This window comes from Acinetobacter sp. WCHA29 (assembly GCF_002165335.1).
Taxonomy (GTDB): domain Bacteria; phylum Pseudomonadota; class Gammaproteobacteria; order Pseudomonadales; family Moraxellaceae; genus Acinetobacter.
In genome coordinates, this window is record NZ_NHRQ01000007.1 from 71,514 (window position 1) to 95,403 (window position 23,890).

Sequence of the window (23,890 nt, forward strand, 5' to 3'; positions counted from 1 at the left end):
AATAAACTAGTGTGCGTGAGGGATTGTTATGCGCGTCATCGTCTTAGGAAGTGGTGTTATTGGTGTAGCAAGTGCTTATTACCTTGCACAGCAAGGTACTCAAGTGACTGTGCTTGATCGTCAATCGGGTCCTGCCAAGGAAACTAGCTTTGGTAATGCAGGGCAAATTTCCCCAGGATATTCGACACCGTGGGCAGCGCCAGGAATTCCTTTTAAAGCAGTTAAATGGATGTTTCAACATCATGCACCACTAGCCATTAATATTGACGGCAGTATGTGGCAGTTACAGTGGATGGCTCAAATGCTGAAAAACTGTAATCCACAAAGCTATGCAGTGAACAAAGAGCGCATGATGCGTGTTGCGGAATATAGCCGTGACTGTCTGCGTGATCTAAGAACAAAAACCGGCATTAATTACGAAAATCGTTCTAGAGGTACGTTGCAAGTATTCCGTAATGACGCTCAACTAGAGGCAGTGCAACGTGATATTCAAGTGCTCAAAGAATGTGGTGTGGATTTCGATTTACTTAATGCACAAGAGTTAGCACGTGTAGAACCTGCTTTAGCACATACCGATAAATTAGTGGGTGGTTTACATTTGCCAAATGATGAGACAGGTGATTGTTATTTATTCACCAATGCCTTGGCAAAACTGGCACAAGATTTGGGTGTGGAGTTTAAGTTTGATCAGAATGTTGAAAACTTAATTGTTGAAGGTGATGAAATCAAAGGCGTCATGGTCAATGGAGCAGTTTTAACAGCCGACCGTTTTGTTCTTGCTTTTGGTAGTTATTCTCGTGACTTCCTCAAACCATTGGCGCTCAATTTGCCTGTATATCCAGTGAAGGGCTATTCATTAACAATTCCAATTGTTGATCCTGCACTTGCACCACAATCCACCGTTTTAGATGAAACTTACAAAGTTGCGATTACACGTTTTGATCAACGTATTCGTGTTGGTGGTATGGCGGAATTAAGTGGCTTTAACTTGGGCTTGAATGAAGACCGCCGTGCCACTTTGGAAATGGTGACTCAAGACTTATTCCCGGGTGGTGATTTACAGCAAGCTTCGTTCTGGACGGGCTTACGTCCAATGACACCTGATAGTACCCCGATTATCGGTGCGACTCAGTATAAGAATTTATTCTTGAATACTGGACATGGCACTTTAGGTTGGACGATGGCATGTGGTTCAGGAAAACTAATTAGTGATCTGGTGATGAATCATCGCACAGATATTAGTACGGATGGTTTGTCCATTCAGCGCTATTCACACGCAGCATAATTACAGCGTACAAGGAAGTTTATTATGCCTCGCCCAATTACTGCGGTCATCCATACTCAGGCTTTGCGTCAAAACCTTGAGGTCTTGAGAGCAAATGTTCCAGATAGCAAGGTGTTTGCTGTAGTCAAAGCCAATGCTTATGGACATGGTATTGAACGTGTTTATGAATCGTTTAAAACAGCAGATGGTTTTGCGTTACTTGATATTGAAGAAGCAAAACGACTACGTGCACTCGGTTGGACAGGGCCTATTCTATTGCTCGAAGGGATTTTCTCTCCTCAAGATTTATTTGATTGTGTCCAGTATCAGCTCAGTTTTACCATTCACAATGAGCAACAAGTTGAATGGGTACAGCAGCATATTTACCCCGCACAGTTTGATATTTTCTTAAAAATGAACAGTGGTATGAACCGATTAGGTTTCAAGCCACAACAATACCGCAAAGTCTGGCAGCATCTGCAACGCCTTAATCATGTTGCTAAAATCACCCATATGACCCATTTCTCTGATGCGGATAGGGAGCGTTTTGATCAAGCTGGCGTGGACTATCAACTCACAGAATTTGAAAGCACCATTCAAGATTTACCTGGGGAAAGATCGGTGAGCAATAGTGCTGCCATCCTCAGATATTCATCTCAACTACACTCCGATTATGTCCGTGGTGGCATCATGCTGTATGGAAGCTCTCCCGATTATCCTCAGCATAGTATTCAAGATTGGGGGCTTGCGCCGACCATGAGTTTGCGTAGTGAATTGATTGCAATCCAACAGTTAAATGCCAATGAAAGTGTGGGCTATGGCTCGAATTTTGTCGCTGCGCATGCGATGACCATTGGTATTGTGGCATGTGGTTATGCAGATGGTTATCAGCGTATTTCTCCTACAGGCACCCCTGTTTTAGTCAATGGAATTCGTACTCGAACTATTGGACGAGTCAGCATGGATATGTTGGCAGTTTATTTAACGCCAGTACCGAATGCTGAGATTGGCAGTGAAGTTGTGCTTTGGGGAACATCAAAAACAGGACAAATTCTCTCTATTGATGATGTTGCAGCAGCCTCAGGCACAGTTGGCTATGAACTCATGTGTGGCGTAACTGCACGCGTTCCATTTATCACTCAAGACTAAGGAAGTCATCATGTCACATTCAGAGATCCAGAAAATCAATAGCACCGAAGTGATGAGTGCTGTCACCGTCTTTAATCAAGTGGTGTATTTATCAGGACAAGTCCCTAAAAACCCCGATTTAGATATCGAAGGACAAACGCGTGATGTATTGGCAACGATCGAGCAATTGTTAGCCTCCGCAAATAGCGATAAATCACGTTTACTTTCGGTTCAACTTTTTCTCAAAGACCTAGCGGATTTTCCTAAGGTCAATGCGATTTATGTGGATTGGTTAAAAGACTGTGTGGCGCCATCACGCGCTACGATTCAAGCTGATTTGGTCAATCCAAATTGGTTAATTGAAATTGCAGTGATTGCAGCACAAAAATAAAGTGAATCGCTTTATTTTTGTTTAAATGAGATTAAAAAAGAAGAAAAGTAACGTATTTGTCATAGATAAAAGTAAGGCAAATATGTATTTTCTTGCAGTCAAAATGAATGGTTCATTTATAAAGGACAGCTGGTTAAGCTCATAAATTAGCGACCGATTCATTTTAGGAAGTAGTAAAAAGGAACTTTTTTATGACGGTGATACATAATCAGTCTTCAGGTGATGATGCACCTCAAGACTTACAACGAAAACTTTCCAATCGCCATTTGCAATTGATTGCGATCGGTGGTGCGATTGGTACAGGACTCTTTATGGGTTCAGGTAAAACGATCTCCCTTGCAGGCCCATCTATTCTGTTCATTTATATGATTATTGGTGGGATGTTCTTTTTCCTGATGCGTGCATTAGGAGAGTTATTACTTGCTAACTTACAGTACAAATCTTTTGTAGATATGGCACATGATCTGATTGGTCCATGGGCAGGTTATTACTTGGGTTGGACTTATTGGCTAGGTTGGGTTTTGGTCGGTATCGCTGACTTAGCGGCTGTGATTAATTATCTTGGCTTTTGGTTGCCTGATGGCACAACCTTTACGCCAATTGGTCAGGCGATGATTAGTGCGGGCTGTGTCTTATTTGTCTTAGCGTTGAATTTGCTTACGGTCAAATTGTTTGGTGAAGTCGAATTTTGGTTTGCTTTAATCAAAATTTTGGCAATTATGGGATTAATTGTGGTGGGTGGTTATATGATTTTCAGCCACTTTGTTGCACCACATGGTAGCGTTGCTTCATTTAGTAATATTTGGTCGCATGGTGGGATGTTCCCCAAAGGTTTAGATGGCTTCTTAGCGGGATTCCAAATCGCAGTTTTTGCGTTTGTTGGAGTGGAGTTAATCGGAACAACAGCCGCTGAAACCAAAGATCCTCACAAGAACTTACCCAAGGCGATTAATGCGATTCCGATTCGTATTATTTTATTCTATGTCTTGGCTTTACTCGTGGTGATGTCTGTGACACCTTGGGATCATATTCGTGCGGATAAAAGTCCTTTTGTTGAATTGTTCTTAAATGCAGGGATTGTCACCTCTGCGATTATCATGAATCTTGTGGTGTTATCTTCGGTGATGTCATCCATGAATAGTGGTGTGTTCTCAACGAGTCGGATGTTATTTGGTTTATCGAAAGATGGTCAGGCGCCTAATGCTTTTGGTCGGTTATCAAAGAGCGCTGTTCCAGCCAATGGTTTAATCTTCTCTTGCGTATTCATCATGGGGGGCGCGGTACTACAGTACTTCGTGCCAAACACGATTGAAGCATTTACCTTAGCAAGCTCTTTATGCGTGATTCTATTTATCAGCGTCTGGAGTCTGATTATGGTGTGTTATATCCGCTACCGTAAGTTACGTCCTGAATTACATGCCCAATCAACATTCAAAATGCCGGGTGGGGTGTTCATGTCTTATATCGTGATCGCGTTCTTGATGTTTACTTTAGTGATTTTGGCGCTTGAGCCCGATACCTTGAAAGCCTTATACATTAGTCCGTTATGGATTTTAATTTTAAGCGTGACTTATCGTGTGCTCTATAAACCGAGAATGCGCCGATTAAATGAAAAGTCAGTTGTTTAGTCAGATAGATTGACCGAACTAAAACACGGGTGTCTCTATCTCAATGAGGCACCTTTTTTTATTGACGAGATGAACATTCAATTCACCAACCTTGGCAGGGTCACCGAGATTTATGACATTAAATGATGTTAACTATAAGTATATGATTTAATTGATTGTGTGTAGTTTTTAGTGGGGTGAAATTTTTAGCAATTTAGATCATTTAAGGGTATTTTGGTCACTTCATATTGGAAATTTTAGTCTATAAAAGTCACCTGTATTTTGATGCTGATTTTCATGAGAAATAATAACAATATATAATTTAATATAATGATTCTTAATCCTCATGAAAATGTTTTATATTCAATTCAATAAATGAATATTATGCTCAATCCTATTTTGGATCATTTGGAGAGTTTCTGCTTGAATTTGTGCAGGTAATAGATCATGAGCGATATCACTGAATCGGATTGCAACCTTACAAATCGAGCCAATAATTTCATCGACTTCTTGGGCAGAAAGTTCCGCTTCCTGAGTACCAAGTTTTACAAGAGCTTGTCGAGGAATATCCAGTGCCTCACCCATGATATCCATTTGATGATATCCACCTGGCCCTTCACAGAAAGTAACATCATAGGCAGGGGAGAGTTTCCATTGCCCATTTTGGGACATCAGAAATGAAAAGTTTTTGCAATGATCATCTCGATTATTGAAGACTACATTAAAAACAGCTCGCTTGAATGCAATTGCTTTTTCGCGAACATCATTGGTGCAAAAGTGTGCAGCGCGAAGAAAATTACTGTAGTCTAAACTCCCTGGTGATTTAAAATCAGCTCCGGTGAAGGCAGCTAAACTTTGCATAGGGATACGCATACCATCGCAGCGGTCAAATCTTTTTGATGCAAATGCGGTTAATCCATTCGGAAGAGTAAAATATTGAGTATCAGGGGTGTCAATATCACAATGACGTAAACATTCTGCATAAACAGCTTCAATTGCACAAACTTCAGGATGCTCTTGCTGAGCTGGAAATTTGATCAGCCAGGCTTCATGTTGATGTGAGCTAACTGTTGAGAATTCGTTGGTGACAGGATCACGATAGACGAGTGCTTTTGGCCTTGCACCTTGTGGCGATCCACCCATAATTAACAAATGCTGTAAAAATTCTGCACCTTCTCCTTTGAGAACTTCCTTAACTTCTTGAGCGAGTTTAATCAGTGGAATATTTTCAGTTAATGTTAACTCAGGTGCTGAAGGTTCAAAGGATAATGCCCCCATTGCATGTGTATTAATATACGTGAGTCGTTCTAATGGCCCAATCCGTGCTGGATTGAGTCCATTTTTTTTAAATAAGCGATCCATAAGAAGCATGCCCCAACCATCGGGTAGGGCATCATATATAGGACCTGGCAATCCCATTTGATGTGTAGGAAAGTTCGTTCTTAATGAGTCACCTTTTAATGGAAGTAGGTAAGAGGAAAGTTCTAAACCTTTACTGATCGCTTCTGCACTGTATTCAAAGGCAATTAATGGCCGACCTGTGATTGCGGTTGAGGAGACCAGTGTACCCCAAAGCCAATATTCACCCCATCCATTGTAGTAAACATTAAGTTTTTTGAGCATGGACTTATTTCCTTTTGATACGTTGGCGAGCCGTATTGCTCTCATAGCGGAGAATGTCATTTACACTGTTTAAATGAGGTTTGAAGAGTTCCTCTAATTCTTTTAATCGGCCCAATACCATGGCAACGCGTACTAAATTTTCAAATGAAACATTTCGACCAGCTTCCAGATTAGATACTGTATTCACACTAATACCAGCACGTGTAGCGACGTCTGCCTGAGTCATTTCCAGATAAAGTCGTTCTTTGCGAAGCCTTTCACATAATAAAGTAACAATCTCTTCAGGTTTTTTGAAATTTAAATCCATAATATTGGGTCTTATGTGTATATATGTATATTAAAACACAAAATAATGGATTTATATAAATAAACCATTTGATGTAAGGAAGGTGCTTAACTGGGCTGATTAGATCTTATTAGATTAAAGAAGTCTAATTAGATATTTAAAATCTAAAGGAATCTAATACGTAAGCGTCCGCTGAACCCCATAGCTATTTTTTAATTCGGTTCAGGTTTCCAGCGGTGTGTTAGTAATTCTTCTATTTGGGTCATTTATGTGTCGGCAGCCTTTTCAGCACATCATTTAAATAGGCATACGGATCTAGGCCATTCAGCTTTGCTGACTGTATTATTGACGGAATTAGGTCAGACATATATAGTCAATTTGTTATAAAACCGATACAAATAAGTTAATGAATTATTTTAATTTTTTTTAAAATAATGTATGGATAATAAAGTAGTTTGACTATACATCTTGAAAAGAAGAGGGGATTCTTATACCTCGCATTTGAATTATTGGAGAGGACTATCATTTTCAAATTTTTCTGTAATACTTTGCTTATCTTAAAGTTTAGTCTGAAGGCCTTCAACCAATTGTAAAACAGAGGCCAATCCTTGAGGGTTCTGAATCTGTTCTATTGGAATACCACTCAACAATTTATTGGGTGACATTCATAAAATGTTGCATCCATTTAGCCTCTCCACCTGTTAGAGCATCTAATGATATCGCAATACGAATTAAAATAATTGCGAGTTCTCCCTGACTTGAATCGGGATCTAACTCAAGCGAATTTAAAGTTTCCACTGAATCTAAATTGAGAACGATAGCAAGCTGGTCCTGTGTCAAACCAAGTTGTTTAGCAGCAGCTAAAACTGCCTTAGCTAATATCATTTTCTGTTTTGCAGTTTTTTTCTGATGTTGTATACATGACCGATCCCTGTTTCAGACGCTGCTAATTCATAGAGTTTATACGATTTAATTATCGTTGATTAGACATCCAATGTTTACTAAAGATATATTAAATTTGACTTTAGATAAGGAAACAACGGTTAAATTATTTAACAGCATGTGGTTGTTTTTAGACCTTCAGCTTTAAGTTCAAGAGATCGAGGTCTGCCAATACAAGCTAGATGTAAGCAAAATTTAAATGCAGCAAGAGCATGACCATCTTTTACTGAGTAGAGTTGTAGACGAGGAAACTCCTCTTGAGTTGGTGGATGTTTATCTGTTGATGCTTTTGCTAATTTGAAAAGTTGAGGCTGTTGTTTAGCATCTAACTTTGTTTGCAAATCTTGTCCAAGTAAGTGCCAAAATTTGGCAGGAAATAAAGCCTTAACTTGGGAGTAAAAATGTTCGAGTTGATCGATATTCTTCCAGCGATAATGGATACCTGTGTGTGATGCGGTCACTCGATTCAAAAATATATTCAGGACGCATGCAATTTGTATTGGATTTTTACGACCTATTTTCTGTAGATGTTCAAAAAAATAAGTCACCGCATGAAGCTCTTCAGCGCTATCAAGCATTGCTGGTTTTAAGTGGGTTGAGCTATCAATACTAAATAAACGTGGATTCCCTTTTTTTGATTTAATGTTTGCTAAATTTAGAGCATTTTCATACCAATAATTGACGAGTTCTTCTCGCAAGCACATACGTTGAGCTGTACTTTTAGGATCGTTAGTAGTCTCCAATATATTGAGCGTTTCATAGAAGCGTTGAAGTGAAATTTTAGAATCTTCTGTTCCAACAAAGAAAGCAAAAAAATCATGGGATTGATCTATTTGTAACGACAGTTCATCTAAAATGTCAGTAGCATTACTTTGAAGCCATTTTGTTGGATCGTTCAATAATACAGTTGCTAGAACGGCCTGATTTTTTCAAAATTAAAGTCTTTTTCATCATTTATTATTTGCAAATTTTTAAACGTTGCATTGTGGCCCATAATTTTTTTAGCCAATTCATTAGGCATATCTGGATGTTGCTGATTTGGTAAGAAGTACTGGAATTAATAAATCTACTTTGCACAAACTTTATAATGATGAATCTGTACGGATTGATTTTGAAACCATTGATAAAATTTGTATTGCATTAGATGTGGGAGTGGGTGATTTATTGATTTTTAAGAAAATTAATAATAATCAAAATGATAATGGCTAGTTTAGTCACATCTTGGTCACAAAATACAAATTACATTAAGAATATTTTTTATTGAATTGAATCACAAAGGAAGGCGGAATTTTCAAAAGTATAATAAAATCAACTAGAAAAAAGCCCTAATCTTTCGACTAGGGCCTTTTAAATTTGGAGCGGGAAACGAGACTCGAACTCGCGACCCCAACCTTGGCAAGGTTATGCTCTACCAACTGAGCTATTCCCGCATATTGAGCAGTTTTTACTAAAACTTACACTTAAAAAACCAAACTGGAGCGGGAAACGAGACTCGAACTCGCGACCCCAACCTTGGCAAGGTTATGCTCTACCAACTGAGCTATTCCCGCGTGCCGCTTATAATACATTAAGCAAAACAAGGGTCAACAACTTTATGCAAATAAATTAATTAATTGCATAAAATTAAAGCATTTCTGCGATTAAAAAAGTTAAAAGGCAAAATTTTGTACAAAATTTTCTCTTCATCTAGGGTCATGTATACTAAGGCACTATCACAATCTGACTTTATAGAGTGGCTGATGAAATTAGAGCAACAGTTGATTGAGCGTTTGCAAACATTAATACCGACCCATTTGGAAGTACTGAATGAGTCGGCTGGACATGGAGGCTATTTCCCAGGAAAAGAATCACATTTTAAAGTGATTGTGGTGAGTGAGGAGTTTCAGGGTTTACGTTTAGTACAGCGTCATCAAAAAATCTATGCTGTGGCTGCTGAACTAATGAGTCCTGGTAAAATTCATGCTTTAGCAATTCATGCTTACGTTGCTAGTGAATGGCAAGGTCAAGCGCCAGCCAGTCCTGAATGTGCACACGCACCTAAAAGTTAAGGATGGATCATGGACGCACATTTACTCACCAAAATTATTCATATGTCCGCTGTAAGTTTGCTGATTATTGCTTTTGTTTTTCGTGCAGCGACTTTATTTGTTGGTGTTCAGGATCAGCAGCCAAATCCAAAGGGATTTAAAGCACTCGTTGGCTTACAACACTTATCACTGACGCTGATTATTGTGACAGGTGCTATTTTAGTGGTGATGAAAAACTTTGAGGTTGCGCCTTGGTTTTATGCCAAAGTGATTCTCTTTTTTGTACTTTGGTCATCTTTAATCAAAATTTATAAAAAAGACAACAGCGTGTTGTTACAACAGCGCCGTGCAGGTTTATTGGTCGGTACAGTGGCATTGCTTGGTATTATTGGCTTAGTCATCATTAAACCTGTTTTTGCGTAATTGTTTGACATTGTTTTAGTAATTGTTTTTGCACTAGGTTAAACTGCGTGCAGTTTACAAAAATCTTGTAGAGGGAAATCATGTTAACTCGTGTGGTATTTAACCAAAAAGGTGGTGTAGGGAAATCAAGTATTACAGTCAACTTAGCTGCAATTAGTGCTAAGCAAGGTTTAAGAACTTTGGTGATTGATCTTGACCCACAAGCAAATTCAAGCCAGTACCTTTTAGGTGAAGATGCAACATATTCTGCTGACAAAGCAGCACTAGAGCCAAACATTGAAAATTTCTTTGAAGATATTTTGGGAAGCACGCAGCAAAAGGGCCTGATTGGTAATGCAATTGGTTCCATTTTGAAAGCCCCACGTGGTAAAGGGCTCGAAAGTTATGTACATCGTTCGTCATTTGAAAATTTAGATGTGATTCCTGCAAGCCCAAGTCTTGGTGCTTTGGAGCATGCATTAGAAAGTAAGCACAAAATTTATAAGTTACGCGACTCGATTCAGTCCCTGAGTGCGCGTTATGACCGTATTTTTATTGATACTCCTCCAGCGTTTAACTTTTTTACGTTATCAGCATTAATTTCAGCAGACCGAGTATTGATTCCTTTCGATTGTGATGTCTTCTCGAAACGCGCGTTACAAACTTTGATTGAAAATGTACTCGAAACCCAAGATGATCATAATGATCGCTTGGAGATTGAAGGAATTGTCGTAAATCAATTCCAGTCTCACGCAAAGTTACCGCGTGAAGTGGTTCAGCAATTAAAAGATGAAGGTTTGCCTGTTTTAGAAAGCATGTTACCGCCATCCGTGTTGATGAAAGAATCACATCAAAAGAATTTACCCTTGATTCACTTGGCATCAGAACATAAGTTGACCTTAGCTTACGTCACATTGTTCAATGAGATTGAGTCAAAGAAATAAGAGAATCTTATGAAACGCTTATATTGGATGCCTGTGGTAGCACTCAGTATGTTATTAGGTGCTTGCGCATCAACGGTTAAGCCTTCTTATGTTTCACCAACTCAGTACCAAGCTTTAAACTGCCAACAGTTGCAAGCTGAATATAATCGTATTCAACAATACATTGATAATGGTGTGCAGACACCAAAACGTACAGGTGTGGGCGTGGGTATTGGACTCGGTGGTGGCTGGGGTAAGGGCGGATGGGGCTTTGGTCCATCCATCTCGATCAATATGGGGCAGTCCATGAACACCAAGAATACCGAGCTTGCCAATGTGCTTGGACAGCAGGATGCAATTGTGCAAGCTGCACAGTTCAAAGGTTGTGCAATTGTGGTCAAGCCACGTTCAAAATCATAAGTTGAAATTCATTTATCACTGTAATTTACTACAGTGATAAATAACTAAATTTTAGCAAAATATTTCAAGATAAAAATATATAAAACAATATCTTAATAATATCTATATTCATTTCTTTAATTTTTATAGCCTAATTTTCTCCTCTAAATTTGTTTTTTTGCTTCAAATTCGTTTAAGGTGACGAGCATATTTTGTCATCTGGTCTGTCTATGATTGAAAGTTGGTTTTTTGTTTTGGCGATGTTGGCGGTGTTATTAATACCCGGTCCAACCAATGCATTCCTCGCCAGTGCAACTCATCAACAAGGGGCTTTTAAGGCCATAATCTTCATTCCAATTGAATGGTTGGGATATGTATATGGCATAAGTTTGTGGGCATTATTTATTCATCTTTTTGAGCCGATTTGGCCAGCCTTAGATGTGATTTTACATACGGCGAGTTTAGCATTGGTACTTTGGATGGCATTTCATCTTTGGAAAAGTGCGCATTTGCAAAAATATGATCAACGCCATCAGAAGATACGGAAGGCAAAATTATTTAGCGCGACCTTAAAAAATCCAAAAACAGTGCTTTTAGCGGCAGGTATTTTTCCTGTTGAAACATGGAATTCGATTGAAAATGCAGCGCTAGTTTTTGCGATTTTTAGTGTGATTTTAATCCCTGTAAGTATTTTTTGGATGTACTTCGGACGAGCACTTTTGGTTGGGAGTTTCAATGGAATTACAGCCGACCATTTATATAAAGGGTCGGCAATGTTATTACTGATCTGTATGTTGCCTATGATTTTTCGATTATTTTAATTTATTGAGCTTTACGCTCATTGAGTTTTTGCCGAACAAAACCAATCACGCCCGGCAAGATACTGATGATAATAATGCCAAAAATTAAATGGGTGAAGTTATCTTTAACGATTGGCATATTACCAAAGATATAACCTAACGTAATAAATGATGCGATCCAACAAAAAGCACCAATTACGTTATAGGTGAGGAAAAATTTATAATTCATACTGCCTGCACCTGCCACAAATGGTGCAAAGGTACGTGCAAATGGAACAAAGCGGGCAAAAATAATGGTTTTACCGCCATGACGTTGGAAGAACTGCTGTGTTTTGAGTAAATGTTGTTGATTGATGAATCGTAAATTCATTTCGAATACACGTGGGCCGATATAACGCCCAATATGGTAATTTACGGTATCACCTAATACTGCGGCAATAAATAATAAAATACCGAGTACCCACGGATCCATCGCACCAGTTGATGCTGCTAGTGCACCCGCAGCAAATAATAAGCTATCTCCGGGTAAAAAAGGCATCACTACGAGACCCGTTTCCACGAAGATAATTAAAAATAAAATGGCATAAATCCATACGCCATAATTGGTAATAAATTCTAAAAGGTGTTCATCAACGTGCAGAATAAAATCAATAAGTTCCATGAAGCTGTTAACAGTATGAATTTGAGCTAAATCGTAGCAGTGCAACTATAGAATGTCAGTATAAAAACCAATTTAATTGGTAACATTCATTGAGTAGCGACATGATTAATTTTGATCTGGAATAATGATGTTTGTTGCAAATATAGAACGATGCATTAATTAATATAATGTTTATTGCAAAATAAAGCACACATAAACTGTTTCTGTATTAAAAAACAACTAGTGTGGAATCAATTATGTTTAATCCAAATGTTATCGTAAAAAATATGGTAACGCAGTCAGGTGTAGAAAATATCGTTACGCTTGTTGCTCGTATCCTAATGGCCTATATTTTTATTATTGCAGGATGGGGCAAGCTCAGTGCTTATGGCGCTACAGCGGGTTATATGGAATCGATGGGTGTGCCTGCCGCATTGTTACCAGTAACGATCTTGGTTGAGTTTGGTGGTGGACTTGCGCTGTTATTTGGTTTTCAAGCTCGTTTAGCTGCATTTGGTTTAGGTATCTTTAGCATTATTACCGCATTCATTTTCCACGGCGCAGATGATCAAATGCAACAAATCAACTTTATGAAAAACTTAGCTATGTCTGGTGGTTTATTTTATTTAATGTTGCATGGTGCTGGTCGTTTGAGCTTAGATCATATGATTGAGAAATAATGAGCCATTTAAAACAATCCCTACGTTAGTGAGTGGGGATCGGTTTGTATACAGATAAAGTTGATGCTTAATTACAAACAGAAGCTGAAGTAACTGCTTATCTCTGTTTAGATAATAATAAAGAGAAAAGCTGGAGGAAGTATTCAATGAAACAAATTTTGATGCCTTGTGGAATAGCGATTTTAATTGGCTTATCAACATCAACTTGGGCAGGTAAAGATGATGATGTGCTTGTGCAAGAAGCAGCAAAAAATGTGGTAACGGTGAATCAGATTGCTCAACTGGCTGATGAAACGGGTGTTACTTTAACAGGTCAAATTACGAAACATTTGCGAAGTGATCATTACGAATTTAAAGATCAGAGTGGCACGATTGGCATTGAAGTTGATGATGATATTTGGCGTAAAGCAGGCTTGAAAGTGGGTGATCATGTTCGGCTAGTGGGAGAGGTGGATACCCACCGCTATAAACCCACTGACATTGAAGTGATCAAAATAGAAAAACACTTGCATTAAGCATAAAAAAGGAAGCCTTAGCTTCCTTGTTTGATTCTGATGGTATTGCTTTAGAGCATAAAGTGAATTTGCATTTCCCCAACAAGGAAACCTAGTACTGCGCCAACAATGATCAATGACCATTCATCTTCTTTAAATGCAGGGCGGAGCATACCTTCAAATTCTTCAGGGCTTAATTTTTGCATTCGTTCGACTAAAGTCGTGCGAACATCCATGGCATCTTCGGCATAAGACTCTACATAGCGCATCGTCTCTGGGAGTTGTTTTAAAATACGTTCAGCAACTTCTGCTTTCAGATTTTGATATTTTTCACCACCAATCGCATAAACAACCAATGGACGAACGATACCTGCCTGTAGGTCAATTTCTTGTTTGACATGGCGACTGACAAGTTCGATGACTTTATCTGAATTTGTTCCAGAGAAAAGCTCTTCCATCATATTACGGGATGTGAGTAATTGTTTAGAAATGAGCGCTGCATAGTCTGCCGCGACTTCATTTTGACGCTTAATGAACAAACCTTGCCATGTGTAGCCCAAAATCTTCTTTGGATACAATGGTCTAAACATCATTTGTAAAGCCATCCAGTCACTGAAAAAGCCGACAAAGCCACCGAACATTGGCAGCATCCAAGGATATTTTCCTTGAGTGACCACCCAACACAACATTTGTACAACACCGATCGCAAAACCAAAGACAAAGCCGACATTACTAAAGAATCTAAACTCTTGCTTACCGACTTTTTTGAAAATTTCGTTGAGAAGACGCTTATCTTTGAGGAGATTGCTAATCACCATGTGTTTGATGTCAAAGTATTTGATCACATCTTTTTGCACTTCGCCCATGATATGTTCAACAATCTCAGGGGCTTTGGCTTGAACTCGCTTAATTAATTTCTTGCGTGCGAACTCAGGCATACCTTCCCATAAACCCGGTTGATATTGCTGTGCAACTTCGCGAGTAATATCCTCGGCAGAGGCCATTAATGGTTTTTCAATTTCTTGAGCAATCCTTTTCGGATCCAGTCTGGCAAAAATTTCTTGGGGCTGAATTAACTTTGAGGTCATTAACTCAACGGCTATGGTCGCCATTTTTTCAGCTTTTCGCGGGACGATGCCTTGCCATCCGATTGGAAGACCAAATAACCTTAGTCCCTTAAATTCAAGTGGTGCAAACATCATTTGAATGGCAATAACTTTCGTTACATAGCCAATAAAGCCACTAATAAATGGGATCGAAATATATAACCAGAAATTCTGTTGAAAATCCGCAATCATTTCTTGAAACATTATTTTATTGGTCCTTCAAGTCCTAATTGTTGCTCGTGATAGGGCAAGCCATAGATGATAGTGAAATATTTTAGAATATTGACTGAGCCAATATCTTTTAGGCTTTTAGTTACCTTTTTATTTTCCTCTTTCCAAGGATAGTGCAGTCGCACAAAAAGGAAACGATGATGCCGACTGCATACCTTTCCGTGGTCATGCATATTTTCGACTCATCATCTTAGCACCAATTTTTGCTTTTTGTTGATCAGAATCAGCAAGAATTGTTGATTTAATTCTCTTTTCCAACACGTGCTTGGGGAATTTTAGTTTAAATATCAGTCGCAATTGATCATACATGCTAAAAAATAAGATAGATGATGAATTGCGGTGCGCCAAAGCGTGAAAAATGTTAGAATATGGCGCTTAATTCATTTGCCTTTAATGTTTAGCCATGACGACCAATACTCAAATTACTGAAGATCGTATCCTTATTTTGGATTTCGGCTCTCAATATAGCCAGCTGATTGCACGTCGCGTACGTGAAGCGGGTGTTTATTCTGAAATGTATGCTTTCGATATGTCTGAAGAAGACATTCGTGCGTTTAATCCAAACGGGATTATTTTGTCAGGTGGTCCTGAGAGCGTACATGAAGAAGGTAGTCCACGTGCGCCACAAGTTGTATTTGAACTTGGTGTACCAGTATTGGGTATTTGCTATGGCTTACAAACCATGTCTGAACAGCTTGGTGGTAAAGTAGAACCAGGTACAGTTCACGAATTTGGTTATGCTGCTGTTGATGTATTGGTACGCGATCAATTGTTGGGTGATCTCAATGATGGTGACGACAAGCTTAATGTTTGGATGAGTCATGGCGATAAAGTCAGTGTGATTCCTGAAGGTTTCTCTGTTACTGCAAGCACACCAAGCTGTCCATTTGCCGCGGTAAGTGATGAAGCACGTCGTTTCTATGGTGTTCAATTCCACCCTGAAGTGACCCATACGGCGAAAGGCGCAGAGTTATTATCGAACTTTGTGCATGGGATTTGTGGATGCCGTAATCTCTGGAATTCTGAAAACATCATCGACTTGCGTGTTGAACAATTACGTGAGCAAATTGGCGATCAAAAAGTTCTATTAGGTCTTTCTGGTGGTGTTGATTCTTCTGTTGTTGCTGCACTTTTACACCGTGCGATTGGCGATCAGTTGACTTGCGTATTTGTAGACAATGGCTTACTTCGTTTAAACGAAGGTGAACAAGTGATGGACATGTTTGCGAAAAACATGGGTATCCGTGTGATTCGTGCTGATGCTGAACAGCGCTTCTTAACTGCGTTAGCCGGTGAAGTTGATCCTGAGAAAAAACGTAAAATTATTGGTCGTGAATTCATCGAAGTTTTTGCTGAAGAAGCACGTAAACTTGATGGTGTAAATTTCCTTGCACAAGGTACGATTTACCCAGACGTGATCGAATCTGCTGCAACCAAAAATGGTAAAGCACATGTGATTAAATCACACCACAATGTGGGCGGTTTACCAGATGACTTAGCTTTTGAATTGGTTGAGCCGATTCGTGATTTGTTTAAAGATGAAGTACGCCGTCTAGGTACAACTTTAGGTTTACCACATGAAATGCTTTATCGTCACCCATTCCCAGGTCCAGGTTTGGGCGTGCGTATTTTGGGTGAAGTGAAGAAAGAATATGCAGACATTTTACGTCTTGCAGATGACATCTTTATGCAAGAGCTTCGTGCAAGCGGTTGGTATGATAAAACAGCTCAAGCATTTGCTGTCTTCCAACCTGTTAAATCAGTGGGTGTAGTCGGTGATGGCCGCCGTTATGCATGGGTGATTGCGCTTCGTGCAGTTGAAACAGTTGACTTTATGACAGCTCGTTTTGCACATTTACCATACGAATTGGTTGATAAAATCTCAACACGCATTATGAACGAAATTAAAGATGTATCACGTGTGGTATACGACGTGTCATCTAAACCACCAGCAACGATTGAGTGGGAATAATCAAATGAAAAGGCAGGATTAAATCCTGCCTTTTTTATATCTGTTTCTTCCGAAGGAGATGAGAGATGTCTGATTTCATTCAGTTAGAATATCTACAAGAAAAATTACAGCAACTTTTAGCGGAATCATTATTTGCAATCTATCTTTATGGTTCAGCTGTTGATGGTGGCTTAGGGCCAGAAAGTGACCTTGATGTTCTGGTCGTGGTTACTCAACCATTAACATCTGCTTTACGCGAGCAGCTTGCACAAGAATTACTAAAAATTTCACAGCCTGTTGGGGAATTACAAAGACCATTAGAAGTTACTATTTTATTAAAAGATGAGATTCAGTCTGGAAATTATCCTTTAAGTTATGAAATGCAGTTTGGTGAATGGCTACGTGAAGAACTTAAAGAAGGTGGAACATTAAGTTCGCAGAAAGACCCAGATATTAGTATATTGCTTAGAAAAGCGAGATCTCATCATACAGTTTTATTTGGTCCAGCTTTAGACCAATGGGCACCTGAAATTTCTGATCAAGAACTATGGCAAGCAATGTCTGATACTTATCCCGAAATTGTAGCTCATTGGGATGAGGATGCAGATGAAAGAAACCAGATTTTAGCTTTATGCCGGATCTATTTTAGTTTAGTCATGAAGGATATTGCTTCAAAAGGCAATGCAGCTCGATGGGTTATGCCTCAGCTTCCTCCTGAGCAGAAATTCGTATTGCAGCGGCTTATACAGGAATATAGAGGGGAAATCGGTAAACAAAATTGGCAAGAGGAACATTATGCTTTGCAGCCTATTGTTAATTTTCTGAGTTCAAAAATTGAAGAGCATTTTGAGCAGAAAAGAAATTTGATCACATAATAATTTTTTAGATTCTGGCTTTTCTTACCGACTTTACTAAACATACGGCTATATAAGAGTGCTTAAGCACTCTTTTTTTATTACTTAGTGTTTAAAGAAAATAATATTAATTTTAATAATTATCAAAGCAATAGGTTAGATTTTATTACTTTTTCTTGATAAAAGATATATTAAGATATATCTTAATAGTTATAAATTGTGCGTATTAGAGAACCTCCAAAGATGAGACAACAATCAGAACATCATCATGCTGAACATAATGACCATCATTACGGCCATCACCGTTCGGGGCGTCGTGGGAGACTTTTTGAAGCTGGACGTATGAAACTGTTAGTGCTGCATTTAATTCAGCAAAACCCGAAACATGGCTATGAAATTATTAAAGAAATTAGTGATTTAGTGGGTGATGGCTATATACCAAGTGCAGGAACAATTTATCCAACTCTCACCAGTTTAGAAGAAATGAACTATATTTCTTTGCTCGATGCCGAGCGTAAACAATACCAAGTCACTGAATATGGCGAAACGTACCTGAAAGATCAGCAGGAAATGTTGACAGCTTTATTGGAAAAACTACGGATTAGACGTGAAATCCATAACAACGATCAACTGATAGAGATCCATCGAGCAATGGAAAATCTAAAAACAGCATTACGATTAAAACTCAATATCGCCGATCTACAGCAAGAACAAATTTATCAAATTGCTGAAAAGATTGATCAAGCCGCAATTGCGATTGGACGTTTATAAACACCTTATCCAATATTAATTTAGAGAAAACTTATGAAACAACATCAATACCATGTCACCGTACAACATTTAAAAGATGCAAAAGGGCAAGCGTCAACTTATACCGAACGTTTAGAGTTTTATACTGGAAATCATGATGATATTTTTCAGATCGTTGAACGTTTAAATAGTGCTGAATTTTTTGATGATCAAACCACGAAAGCTTTTGCGGTGGGTTTAAAACTTTTCAGCGAAGTGATGCTCGAAAATAAAGATCATCCAGTATTCGAAGAATTCTTGCCGCAGTTCGGTCAATTTATGAAGAATCTAAAGCAACATGTAAAGAAACAGGCTGAATGAGTATGGGGACAAATGGCATACAACAAACAAAGAAGAATTTCTTTACTAAATTACCCGCAAAAGTTGAATAATAATACAGATTGTCTCATGCATAGCACTCTGCGTATTACCAAAAGACTATATTGAACACTGTTGATATTGTTAAGATCAATAAAACAACTCATTGCAATAGCATAGGTAAAAGAGAGTAATATCATGAGTAATAATAACAATTACGATATTTCTGATTCAAAAGATTGTGAAACTTATATCAATCAGTTTATTCAAGAATTTACGATTCGCTCGGCAGAAATTGGTAAGGGCACAATCATTAAGCGAGCCTTGCCGAGTCGTCAAAAGCGTTTGGTGGGGGCATGGTGTTTTCTGGATCATGCAGGGCCAGTGAGTTTTCCCGCTGGAGATGGTTTGGATGTAGGACCGCATCCACATATTGGTTTGCAGACTTTTACATGGATGATTGAAGGCACCATGATGCACACCGATAGTCTTGGTTCAAAACAACTGATTCGTCCTAAGCAAGTGAATTTAATGACGGCGGGGCGAGGAATTTCGCATACCGAAGTTGTACCCGACATTGAAACCAAAATGCATGCAGCACAGCTTTGGATTGCTTTGCCTGATGACAAGCGCAGTATGGAGCCAAAGTTTGAGCATTATCCAGAACTACCTGTGGTCATCAAAGATCAGGTTGAATTTACCATTTTAGTGGGGGATTTTCTTGATATGGTTTCTCCTGTGCAAGTGCATACACCTTTGGTTGGTGTGGACTTAACCGCACAAGCGAATACTAAAACCCGTATTCCACTCAATCCAAACTTTGAATATGCTTTTATGGCACTTGAAGGCATTGCTCAGGTCAATGGGCATGAACTCAATGCCGATAATATGGTGGTGTTGGAAACGGGACTGACTGAAATCGAAGTTGAACTGACGGAAGGTCATCGTGTATTACTCATCGGGGGTGAACCGTTTGAGTCGCCAATTTTGCTGTGGTGGAACTTCGTTGGACGTACGATGCAAGATTTACAACAAGCACGAGAAGATTGGATCAATCATGATGCCCGTTTTGGTGAAATTCCTGATTATCAAGGGAAGCGTCTCGAAGCACCTGTACTGCCTGAGCAAATGAGGGCTTCAAAATGAGTGTGATTGCGAGTGCAAAAGTTCAGGTTTTAGCCGAATCGTGGAAAGGAGTGGAAAAGAGAGGTGATAAGTGGCTCACACCAATTTCTAACCGATAAACCCGAATCTTTTGGTGGACATGACACGGGACCTGCACCTTATGATTTTCTGAGTGCAAGTTTAGCATCATGTACCATGATTACCTTACGCATGTATGCACAGCATAAGCAAATAAACTTGGGTGATTTTCAGTGTTGAAGTTGATTTTTATACTAACCGCGAACAGCAAGAAAAGATGACACGTCGTATTATATTTGAGCAGATTCCATCACCAGCGTTACAAGAAAAGCTGCTGAATGTATGTAGTAAAACACCTGTGACGAAAACTTTGTTACGCAGTTTAGACATACACACCGTGATTGTTTGAGACTAAAATGCTATTGTGCTTGGGCAAATCATAATTCTAAACGTAACTGTGAGAGGGATTCATACAGCAGTTGCGTAGACAAAGCAGGCACAAAAATGATTACCTTACATTACCTACAATGCTCACGTTCGTTCCGTATTTTGTGGGCATTAGAAGAGCTTGGTATGGACTATCAAGTTGAGTATTATCAGAGATTACCTAGCTACGCAGCTCCTGAAAGTTTGAAACAGATTCATCCGCTAGGTAAAGCACCAATTCTGGTGGATGATGAGAATGTCATTGTGGAGTCGGCTGTTATTTTGGATTACCTGCAACAGCAGTATGATGTTAAACAACAGTTCAAACCGCAGCAATTCAAAGATCAGCTTCAATACTCGTATTGGATGCACTACGCTGAAGGCTCTCTCATGCCTTTATTGGTGATGACTCTCGTCATCAATAATGTGAGTAAGCATGTTCCGTGGATTATTCGACCTGTTGCTGAAAAAATTACCGATGGCGTGAAAGCTGGCTTTGTTCGCCCTCGAATGAAAGAACATATGCTATATCTGGAGCAGTATTTGGGAGAGCATGATTATTTTGCTGGAGCTTTTTCTTTTGCAGATATTCAAATGGCATTTCCACTGATTGCAATTCAAAATCGACTACACGGGAAATATCCCAACATTCAGGCTTTTGTCCAGCGTATTCAGCAGCGTCCAGCGTTTCAGCGAGCTGAGCAGAAAAGCCTGCACTCTCAATGTGCTTAAAGCCAGATATAGAATGAGAAAGGGGAAACAGATCGTTTCCTTTTTCTCATGTTATCAATGTATTAACGCTTGATTACGATGGAGTCAATGCCGCTATGTTGCAGGGTTTGCTGGGCTGCCAGAGCCGCATCCTGACTATTATAAGGGCCAGAGAAAACACGGTACCATGTCTGGCCATTCTCCACTGTTTTAACCACATCGGCAGATAAACCATTCAGAATAATTTCTGCACGACGTGCATCAGCACTGTCAGGATCAGGATAGCTACGTACTTGTAAGATATAACTGGCTTGATCTGGTGCAGTTGGTTCAGTCGAGGTGATCGTTATTGGATCTTCAGTGGTCGTTTCAGGTTTTGGTGATTCAATAATCACGACATTACCTTGTTGTTTGGTTTCAGGGACAGCTTGTTCAGGGATTGGAGTAACTTGTTGTTGTGGCAACAAATCGTAGAAACGATAATCTTTGTTGGTATCTTCTTCTTGATAATGATCGGAGGTTACCTGATTTTTTGCTGGAACAGGTTGCCATGGTTGCCATAGCATGAGCATGACACCAACACATAGAATCGCAAGAATCGCGACAAGCATTCCCAACCACTTTGGAATAAGTGGTTTTTTCGGCTTGTTTGGTCGTTCAGATACACCACGTTGCGTTTTTCCAAACACCTGAAATTCCTCTTGATCCTATTAGATTATTTGTAACTTGAATCTTGTTAAAAACAAAGCATTATGTTTGAAAATAATGCTTTGTTTAAGATATTGCCGACCAATGATAGGCTAAGTTTAAAAGTAGATCTGTATAACGTTGTTAACAACAATATTTCAGATTCAAACTTTTTATTGCAACTGTGTGTATTGATTACATCGCTTCAGGAGCAGATACACCTAGTAACTCTAAGCCATTACGTAAAACTTGCTGTACATTAATTGAAAGTAATAAACGCGCTTGTGATAAAGGAATATTTGTTTCATCAACAAATTTAACGCCATCTTGAGCATACCATCCATGAAATAGCGCAGCTAAGTCTTTTAGATAATTACCAATTTGATGTGGTTCGTAGACATTCGCAGCACGAATCAAAATTTCAGGATAAGCTGCTAATTTAGCGAGAATCTCTGTTTCAGTCTCTAATGCTAAGAGATTAGCAACTTGGCGAGCAGATGCGACATCAAATGTAATGCCTTTCTCTTTCGCGCGGTTCAAAATGCTATTTACACGTGCATGGGCATACTGAATGTAGTACACCGCATTGTCTTTGCTTTGAGAAACGGCAAGGTCTAAATCAAAGTCGATATGTTGTTCAGATTTACGCATCACGTAGTAGAAACGTGCCGCATCGTTGCCGACTTCTTTACGTAGATCACGTAAAGTCACGAATTGACCTGAACGAGATGACATTTGTACCATCTCACCACCACGCCATAAACTCACGAACTGAACTAAAAGAACAGTCAGTTTCTTAGAGTCGTAACCCATTGCATCAATCGCAGCTTTTACACGTGAAATATAACCGTGGTGATCTGAACCCCAAATATCAATCAGGTCAGTATAACCACGTTGTAGTTTATTCAAATGGTAAGCAATGTCAGATGCAAAATAAGTGGTTTGACCATTACGACGTTTGACCACACGGTCTTTCTCATCGCCAAATTCAGTTGATTTAAACCAAATATTGCCATCTTTTTCATAGAGAAAGCCACGTTGATCAAGCGTCGCAAGTGCTTCATCAATTTTTTCGGTTAGCGAAGCTTCGCTAAACCATTCATCAAAAGTCACGCCAAAGTCAGCAAGGTCATCTTTGATATCATCCAAAATGGCATGTAAAGCCGCTTGGTGAAATACGCGATAGCCCGCACCTAACTGTTGTTGTGAATTGGCGATTAAGCCATCAATGTGTTTTTCTTTATCACCACACAGAATAACTTTATTGCCTTCGGCATCGAGTTCTTCAGCATATTGAACATCTTCAGGCACATCGTTGTAAATGTCAGCAACTGGACGAACGTGTGCATCGCCATCTTGATCAATAATGCTTTGTGCGATTTCTTTAACATAGTCGCCTTGATAGGCATTTTTAGGGAAAACAAGCGTTTGCCCAGTCAATTCTAAATAACGTAAATAAGTTGATGTTGCCAAAATATCCATTTGGCGTCCTGCATCATTGACATAGTATTCACGGTCAACTTGTGCACCTGTTGCTTCTAAAAGGTTGGCAACAGTCATGCCGTAAGCTGCACCACGACCATGTCCCACATGCAGACTAGATGTTGGGTTTGCAGAAACAAATTCGACTTGGATTTTTTTAGCTGCATTGGCTTGGCTGCGTCCATATTGGTCTTTTTGTGCTTGAATTTGATCAAGTACAGCGAAGCGTTGGTCTGCGTTTAGAAAGAAGTTAATAAAACCAGGCCCTGCGATTTCTGCTTTTGTAATGTCAGCGACTTCAGGTAGTGCTGCTAAGATTTTTTCAGCTAAATCACGTGGTTTCATACCAGCAGCTTTAGAGCCGATCATAGCAATATTGGATGCAAAGTCACCGTGACTTCGGTCTTTGGTACGGGTTAAATGGCTCGTGTTTGTCCAATCTGAAGGAAGTACCCCTTGTTGTTGAAGGGATTGTACCGCATGATCAAGAGCTGCTTGTATTGCCGTATTCATAGTTACCGAAATAAATGTCGCAGAAAAACGTCAAATATAGCAAATTTTAGCAGCTTAAGGGGAGAGTGATTGA

The 23,890-nt window shown here is 39.2% G+C and carries 25 protein-coding genes, 2 tRNA genes and 3 pseudogenes; 19 read left to right on the forward strand and 11 right to left on the reverse strand.

Features of this window, described 5'->3' with window-relative positions:
• The first annotated feature begins 28 nt into the window (after positions 1-28).
• The 4 genes from CDG59_RS07150 (at position 29) to CDG59_RS07165 (ending at position 4,411) form a co-directional block, all read left to right on the forward strand.
• Positions 29-1,285, forward strand: coding sequence for a D-amino acid dehydrogenase (locus CDG59_RS07150; protein WP_087544488.1), 1,257 nt, complete (start codon positions 29-31; stop codon positions 1,283-1,285).
• Between the two features lie 24 nt (positions 1,286-1,309).
• Positions 1,310-2,413, forward strand: coding sequence for an alanine racemase (gene alr / locus CDG59_RS07155; protein WP_087544490.1), 1,104 nt, complete (start codon positions 1,310-1,312; stop codon positions 2,411-2,413).
• A gap of 10 nt (positions 2,414-2,423) precedes the next feature.
• Positions 2,424-2,783 (forward strand): RidA family protein, encoded by a 360-nt coding sequence (locus CDG59_RS07160; protein ID WP_087544492.1) that lies wholly within the window; start codon positions 2,424-2,426, stop codon positions 2,781-2,783.
• Positions 2,784-2,974: 191 nt separating this feature from the next.
• Positions 2,975-4,411 carry an amino acid permease gene (locus CDG59_RS07165; protein ID WP_087544493.1) on the forward strand — a complete coding sequence of 479 codons (1,437 nt, stop codon included), beginning with the start codon at positions 2,975-2,977 and terminating at the stop codon, positions 4,409-4,411.
• Positions 4,412-4,753: 342 nt separating this feature from the next.
• Here CDG59_RS07165 and CDG59_RS07170 read toward each other — a convergent pair whose 3' ends face one another.
• The 5 genes and pseudogenes from CDG59_RS07170 to CDG59_RS07190 form a co-directional block, all read right to left on the reverse strand.
• Positions 4,754-6,013, reverse strand: coding sequence for a type II toxin-antitoxin system HipA family toxin (locus CDG59_RS07170; RefSeq protein ID WP_087544495.1), 1,260 nt, complete (start codon positions 6,011-6,013; stop codon positions 4,754-4,756).
• Between the two features lie 4 nt (positions 6,014-6,017).
• Entirely contained in the window at positions 6,018-6,320 is a 303-nt protein-coding gene (locus CDG59_RS07175) for a helix-turn-helix transcriptional regulator (protein ID WP_044431308.1), read from the reverse strand.
• A gap of 191 nt (positions 6,321-6,511) precedes the next feature.
• A pseudogene (locus tag CDG59_RS07180) lies at positions 6,512-6,654 on the reverse strand (transposase domain-containing protein); the annotation flags it as partial.
• A 296-nt stretch (positions 6,655-6,950) separates the two neighbouring features.
• Positions 6,951-7,184, reverse strand: coding sequence for an antitoxin Xre-like helix-turn-helix domain-containing protein (locus CDG59_RS07185; RefSeq protein WP_227519112.1), 234 nt, complete (start codon positions 7,182-7,184; stop codon positions 6,951-6,953).
• A 167-nt stretch (positions 7,185-7,351) separates the two neighbouring features.
• Positions 7,352-8,277: pseudogene (locus tag CDG59_RS07190) on the reverse strand (site-specific integrase); the annotation flags it as partial.
• On the opposite strand from CDG59_RS07190, the gene CDG59_RS07195 reads away from it, so the two are divergent.
• On the forward strand, positions 8,265-8,450 hold the full coding sequence (locus CDG59_RS07195) for a helix-turn-helix domain-containing protein (protein WP_087544497.1): 186 nt from the start codon (positions 8,265-8,267) through the stop codon (positions 8,448-8,450). The pseudogene CDG59_RS07190 and the gene CDG59_RS07195 sit on opposite strands and share 13 nt — an antisense overlap.
• Before the next feature lie 145 nt (positions 8,451-8,595).
• On the opposite strand, the gene CDG59_RS07200 is transcribed toward CDG59_RS07195, so the two are convergent.
• A tRNA-Gly gene (locus tag CDG59_RS07200) sits at positions 8,596-8,671 on the reverse strand.
• A gap of 44 nt (positions 8,672-8,715) precedes the next feature.
• Positions 8,716-8,791: transfer RNA gene (locus CDG59_RS07205), tRNA-Gly, on the reverse strand.
• Positions 8,792-8,980: 189 nt separating this feature from the next.
• On the opposite strand from CDG59_RS07205, the gene CDG59_RS07210 reads away from it, so the two are divergent.
• The 5 genes from CDG59_RS07210 (at position 8,981) to CDG59_RS07230 (ending at position 11,813) form a co-directional block, all read left to right on the forward strand.
• Positions 8,981-9,289, forward strand: a complete 309-nt coding sequence (locus CDG59_RS07210; protein ID WP_087544499.1) for a BolA family protein — start codon at positions 8,981-8,983, stop codon at positions 9,287-9,289.
• Between the two features lie 9 nt (positions 9,290-9,298).
• The gene (locus CDG59_RS07215; RefSeq protein WP_087544501.1) at positions 9,299-9,691 is read left to right on the forward strand and encodes a SirB2 family protein; all 393 of its coding nucleotides are present in this window, start codon (positions 9,299-9,301) and stop codon (positions 9,689-9,691) included.
• 80 nt (positions 9,692-9,771) lie between these two features.
• Entirely contained in the window at positions 9,772-10,614 is an 843-nt protein-coding gene (locus CDG59_RS07220; protein ID WP_087544503.1) for a ParA family protein, read from the forward strand.
• A gap of 9 nt (positions 10,615-10,623) precedes the next feature.
• A complete protein-coding gene (locus tag CDG59_RS07225) occupies positions 10,624-11,013 on the forward strand; it encodes a hypothetical protein (protein WP_087544505.1) in 390 nt (129 codons plus the stop codon).
• 209 nt (positions 11,014-11,222) lie between these two features.
• Entirely contained in the window at positions 11,223-11,813 is a 591-nt protein-coding gene (locus CDG59_RS07230; RefSeq protein ID WP_087544507.1) for a LysE family transporter, read from the forward strand.
• Position 11,814: 1 nt separating this feature from the next.
• Here the strand turns inward: CDG59_RS07230 and CDG59_RS07235 are convergent, their stop codons facing one another.
• The gene (locus tag CDG59_RS07235) at positions 11,815-12,453 is read right to left on the reverse strand and encodes a DedA family protein (RefSeq protein WP_005155341.1); all 639 of its coding nucleotides are present in this window, start codon (positions 12,451-12,453) and stop codon (positions 11,815-11,817) included.
• A gap of 236 nt (positions 12,454-12,689) precedes the next feature.
• On the opposite strand from CDG59_RS07235, the gene CDG59_RS07240 reads away from it, so the two are divergent.
• Positions 12,690-13,112 (forward strand): DoxX family protein, encoded by a 423-nt coding sequence (locus CDG59_RS07240; protein WP_087536703.1) that lies wholly within the window; start codon positions 12,690-12,692, stop codon positions 13,110-13,112.
• Positions 13,113-13,258: 146 nt separating this feature from the next.
• The gene (locus CDG59_RS07245; protein WP_087544508.1) at positions 13,259-13,627 is read left to right on the forward strand and encodes a NirD/YgiW/YdeI family stress tolerance protein; all 369 of its coding nucleotides are present in this window, start codon (positions 13,259-13,261) and stop codon (positions 13,625-13,627) included.
• A 50-nt stretch (positions 13,628-13,677) separates the two neighbouring features.
• Here the strand turns inward: CDG59_RS07245 and CDG59_RS07250 are convergent, their stop codons facing one another.
• A complete protein-coding gene (locus CDG59_RS07250; RefSeq protein WP_171063521.1) occupies positions 13,678-14,904 on the reverse strand; it encodes a DUF445 family protein in 1,227 nt (408 codons plus the stop codon).
• A gap of 442 nt (positions 14,905-15,346) precedes the next feature.
• On the opposite strand from CDG59_RS07250, the gene guaA reads away from it, so the two are divergent.
• The 7 genes and pseudogenes from guaA to CDG59_RS07290 all read left to right on the forward strand — a co-directional run bounded on the left by guaA (position 15,347) and on the right by CDG59_RS07290 (position 21,156).
• Positions 15,347-16,915, forward strand: a complete 1,569-nt coding sequence (gene guaA / locus CDG59_RS07260) for a glutamine-hydrolyzing GMP synthase (RefSeq protein WP_087544512.1) — start codon at positions 15,347-15,349, stop codon at positions 16,913-16,915.
• 65 nt (positions 16,916-16,980) lie between these two features.
• Positions 16,981-17,769 carry an ANT(3'')-II family aminoglycoside nucleotidyltransferase gene (locus tag CDG59_RS07265; protein WP_005137601.1) on the forward strand — a complete coding sequence of 263 codons (789 nt, stop codon included), beginning with the start codon at positions 16,981-16,983 and terminating at the stop codon, positions 17,767-17,769.
• Positions 17,770-17,991: 222 nt separating this feature from the next.
• On the forward strand, positions 17,992-18,519 hold the full coding sequence (locus CDG59_RS07270; RefSeq protein WP_087544514.1) for a PadR family transcriptional regulator: 528 nt from the start codon (positions 17,992-17,994) through the stop codon (positions 18,517-18,519).
• A gap of 33 nt (positions 18,520-18,552) precedes the next feature.
• A complete protein-coding gene (locus CDG59_RS07275) occupies positions 18,553-18,858 on the forward strand; it encodes a DUF3861 domain-containing protein (RefSeq protein WP_087544515.1) in 306 nt (101 codons plus the stop codon).
• A gap of 195 nt (positions 18,859-19,053) precedes the next feature.
• Entirely contained in the window at positions 19,054-20,001 is a 948-nt protein-coding gene (locus CDG59_RS07280; protein WP_087544517.1) for a pirin family protein, read from the forward strand.
• Positions 19,998-20,407, forward strand: a pseudogene (locus CDG59_RS07285) (OsmC family protein). Before CDG59_RS07280 ends, CDG59_RS07285 begins: the two are co-directional and overlap by 4 nt.
• Before the next feature lie 95 nt (positions 20,408-20,502).
• Positions 20,503-21,156, forward strand: coding sequence for a glutathione S-transferase family protein (locus CDG59_RS07290; RefSeq protein ID WP_087544519.1), 654 nt, complete (start codon positions 20,503-20,505; stop codon positions 21,154-21,156).
• A gap of 62 nt (positions 21,157-21,218) precedes the next feature.
• Here CDG59_RS07290 and CDG59_RS07295 read toward each other — a convergent pair whose 3' ends face one another.
• Complete coding sequence (locus CDG59_RS07295) at positions 21,219-21,824, reverse strand: SPOR domain-containing protein (RefSeq protein ID WP_087544520.1); 606 nt, start codon at positions 21,822-21,824, stop codon at positions 21,219-21,221.
• Between the two features lie 193 nt (positions 21,825-22,017).
• Entirely contained in the window at positions 22,018-23,817 is a 1,800-nt protein-coding gene (argS, locus tag CDG59_RS07300) for an arginine--tRNA ligase (protein ID WP_087544522.1), read from the reverse strand.
• Positions 23,818-23,890: the final 73 nt, after the last annotated feature.

Coding starts and splice junctions, on each gene's coding strand:
- CDG59_RS07150 (WP_087544488.1), top strand. CDS start 29: ATGCGCGTCATCGTCTTAGGAAGTGGTGTTATTGGTGTAGCAAGTGCT.
- alr (WP_087544490.1), top strand. CDS start 1,310: ATGCCTCGCCCAATTACTGCGGTCATCCATACTCAGGCTTTGCGTCAA.
- CDG59_RS07160 (WP_087544492.1), top strand. CDS start 2,424: ATGTCACATTCAGAGATCCAGAAAATCAATAGCACCGAAGTGATGAGT.
- CDG59_RS07165 (WP_087544493.1), top strand. CDS start 2,975: ATGACGGTGATACATAATCAGTCTTCAGGTGATGATGCACCTCAAGAC.
- CDG59_RS07170 (WP_087544495.1), bottom strand. CDS start 6,013: ATGCTCAAAAAACTTAATGTTTACTACAATGGATGGGGTGAATATTGG.
- CDG59_RS07175 (WP_044431308.1), bottom strand. CDS start 6,320: ATGGATTTAAATTTCAAAAAACCTGAAGAGATTGTTACTTTATTATGT.
- CDG59_RS07185 (WP_227519112.1), bottom strand. CDS start 7,184: ATGATATTAGCTAAGGCAGTTTTAGCTGCTGCTAAACAACTTGGTTTG.
- CDG59_RS07210 (WP_087544499.1), top strand. CDS start 8,981: ATGAAATTAGAGCAACAGTTGATTGAGCGTTTGCAAACATTAATACCG.
- CDG59_RS07215 (WP_087544501.1), top strand. CDS start 9,299: ATGGACGCACATTTACTCACCAAAATTATTCATATGTCCGCTGTAAGT.
- CDG59_RS07220 (WP_087544503.1), top strand. CDS start 9,772: ATGTTAACTCGTGTGGTATTTAACCAAAAAGGTGGTGTAGGGAAATCA.
- CDG59_RS07225 (WP_087544505.1), top strand. CDS start 10,624: ATGAAACGCTTATATTGGATGCCTGTGGTAGCACTCAGTATGTTATTA.
- CDG59_RS07230 (WP_087544507.1), top strand. CDS start 11,223: ATGATTGAAAGTTGGTTTTTTGTTTTGGCGATGTTGGCGGTGTTATTA.
- CDG59_RS07235 (WP_005155341.1), bottom strand. CDS start 12,453: ATGGAACTTATTGATTTTATTCTGCACGTTGATGAACACCTTTTAGAA.
- CDG59_RS07240 (WP_087536703.1), top strand. CDS start 12,690: ATGTTTAATCCAAATGTTATCGTAAAAAATATGGTAACGCAGTCAGGT.
- CDG59_RS07245 (WP_087544508.1), top strand. CDS start 13,259: ATGAAACAAATTTTGATGCCTTGTGGAATAGCGATTTTAATTGGCTTA.
- CDG59_RS07250 (WP_171063521.1), bottom strand. CDS start 14,904: ATGATTGCGGATTTTCAACAGAATTTCTGGTTATATATTTCGATCCCA.
- guaA (WP_087544512.1), top strand. CDS start 15,347: ATGACGACCAATACTCAAATTACTGAAGATCGTATCCTTATTTTGGAT.
- CDG59_RS07265 (WP_005137601.1), top strand. CDS start 16,981: ATGTCTGATTTCATTCAGTTAGAATATCTACAAGAAAAATTACAGCAA.
- CDG59_RS07270 (WP_087544514.1), top strand. CDS start 17,992: ATGAGACAACAATCAGAACATCATCATGCTGAACATAATGACCATCAT.
- CDG59_RS07275 (WP_087544515.1), top strand. CDS start 18,553: ATGAAACAACATCAATACCATGTCACCGTACAACATTTAAAAGATGCA.
- CDG59_RS07280 (WP_087544517.1), top strand. CDS start 19,054: ATGAGTAATAATAACAATTACGATATTTCTGATTCAAAAGATTGTGAA.
- CDG59_RS07290 (WP_087544519.1), top strand. CDS start 20,503: ATGATTACCTTACATTACCTACAATGCTCACGTTCGTTCCGTATTTTG.
- argS (WP_087544522.1), bottom strand. CDS start 23,817: ATGAATACGGCAATACAAGCAGCTCTTGATCATGCGGTACAATCCCTT.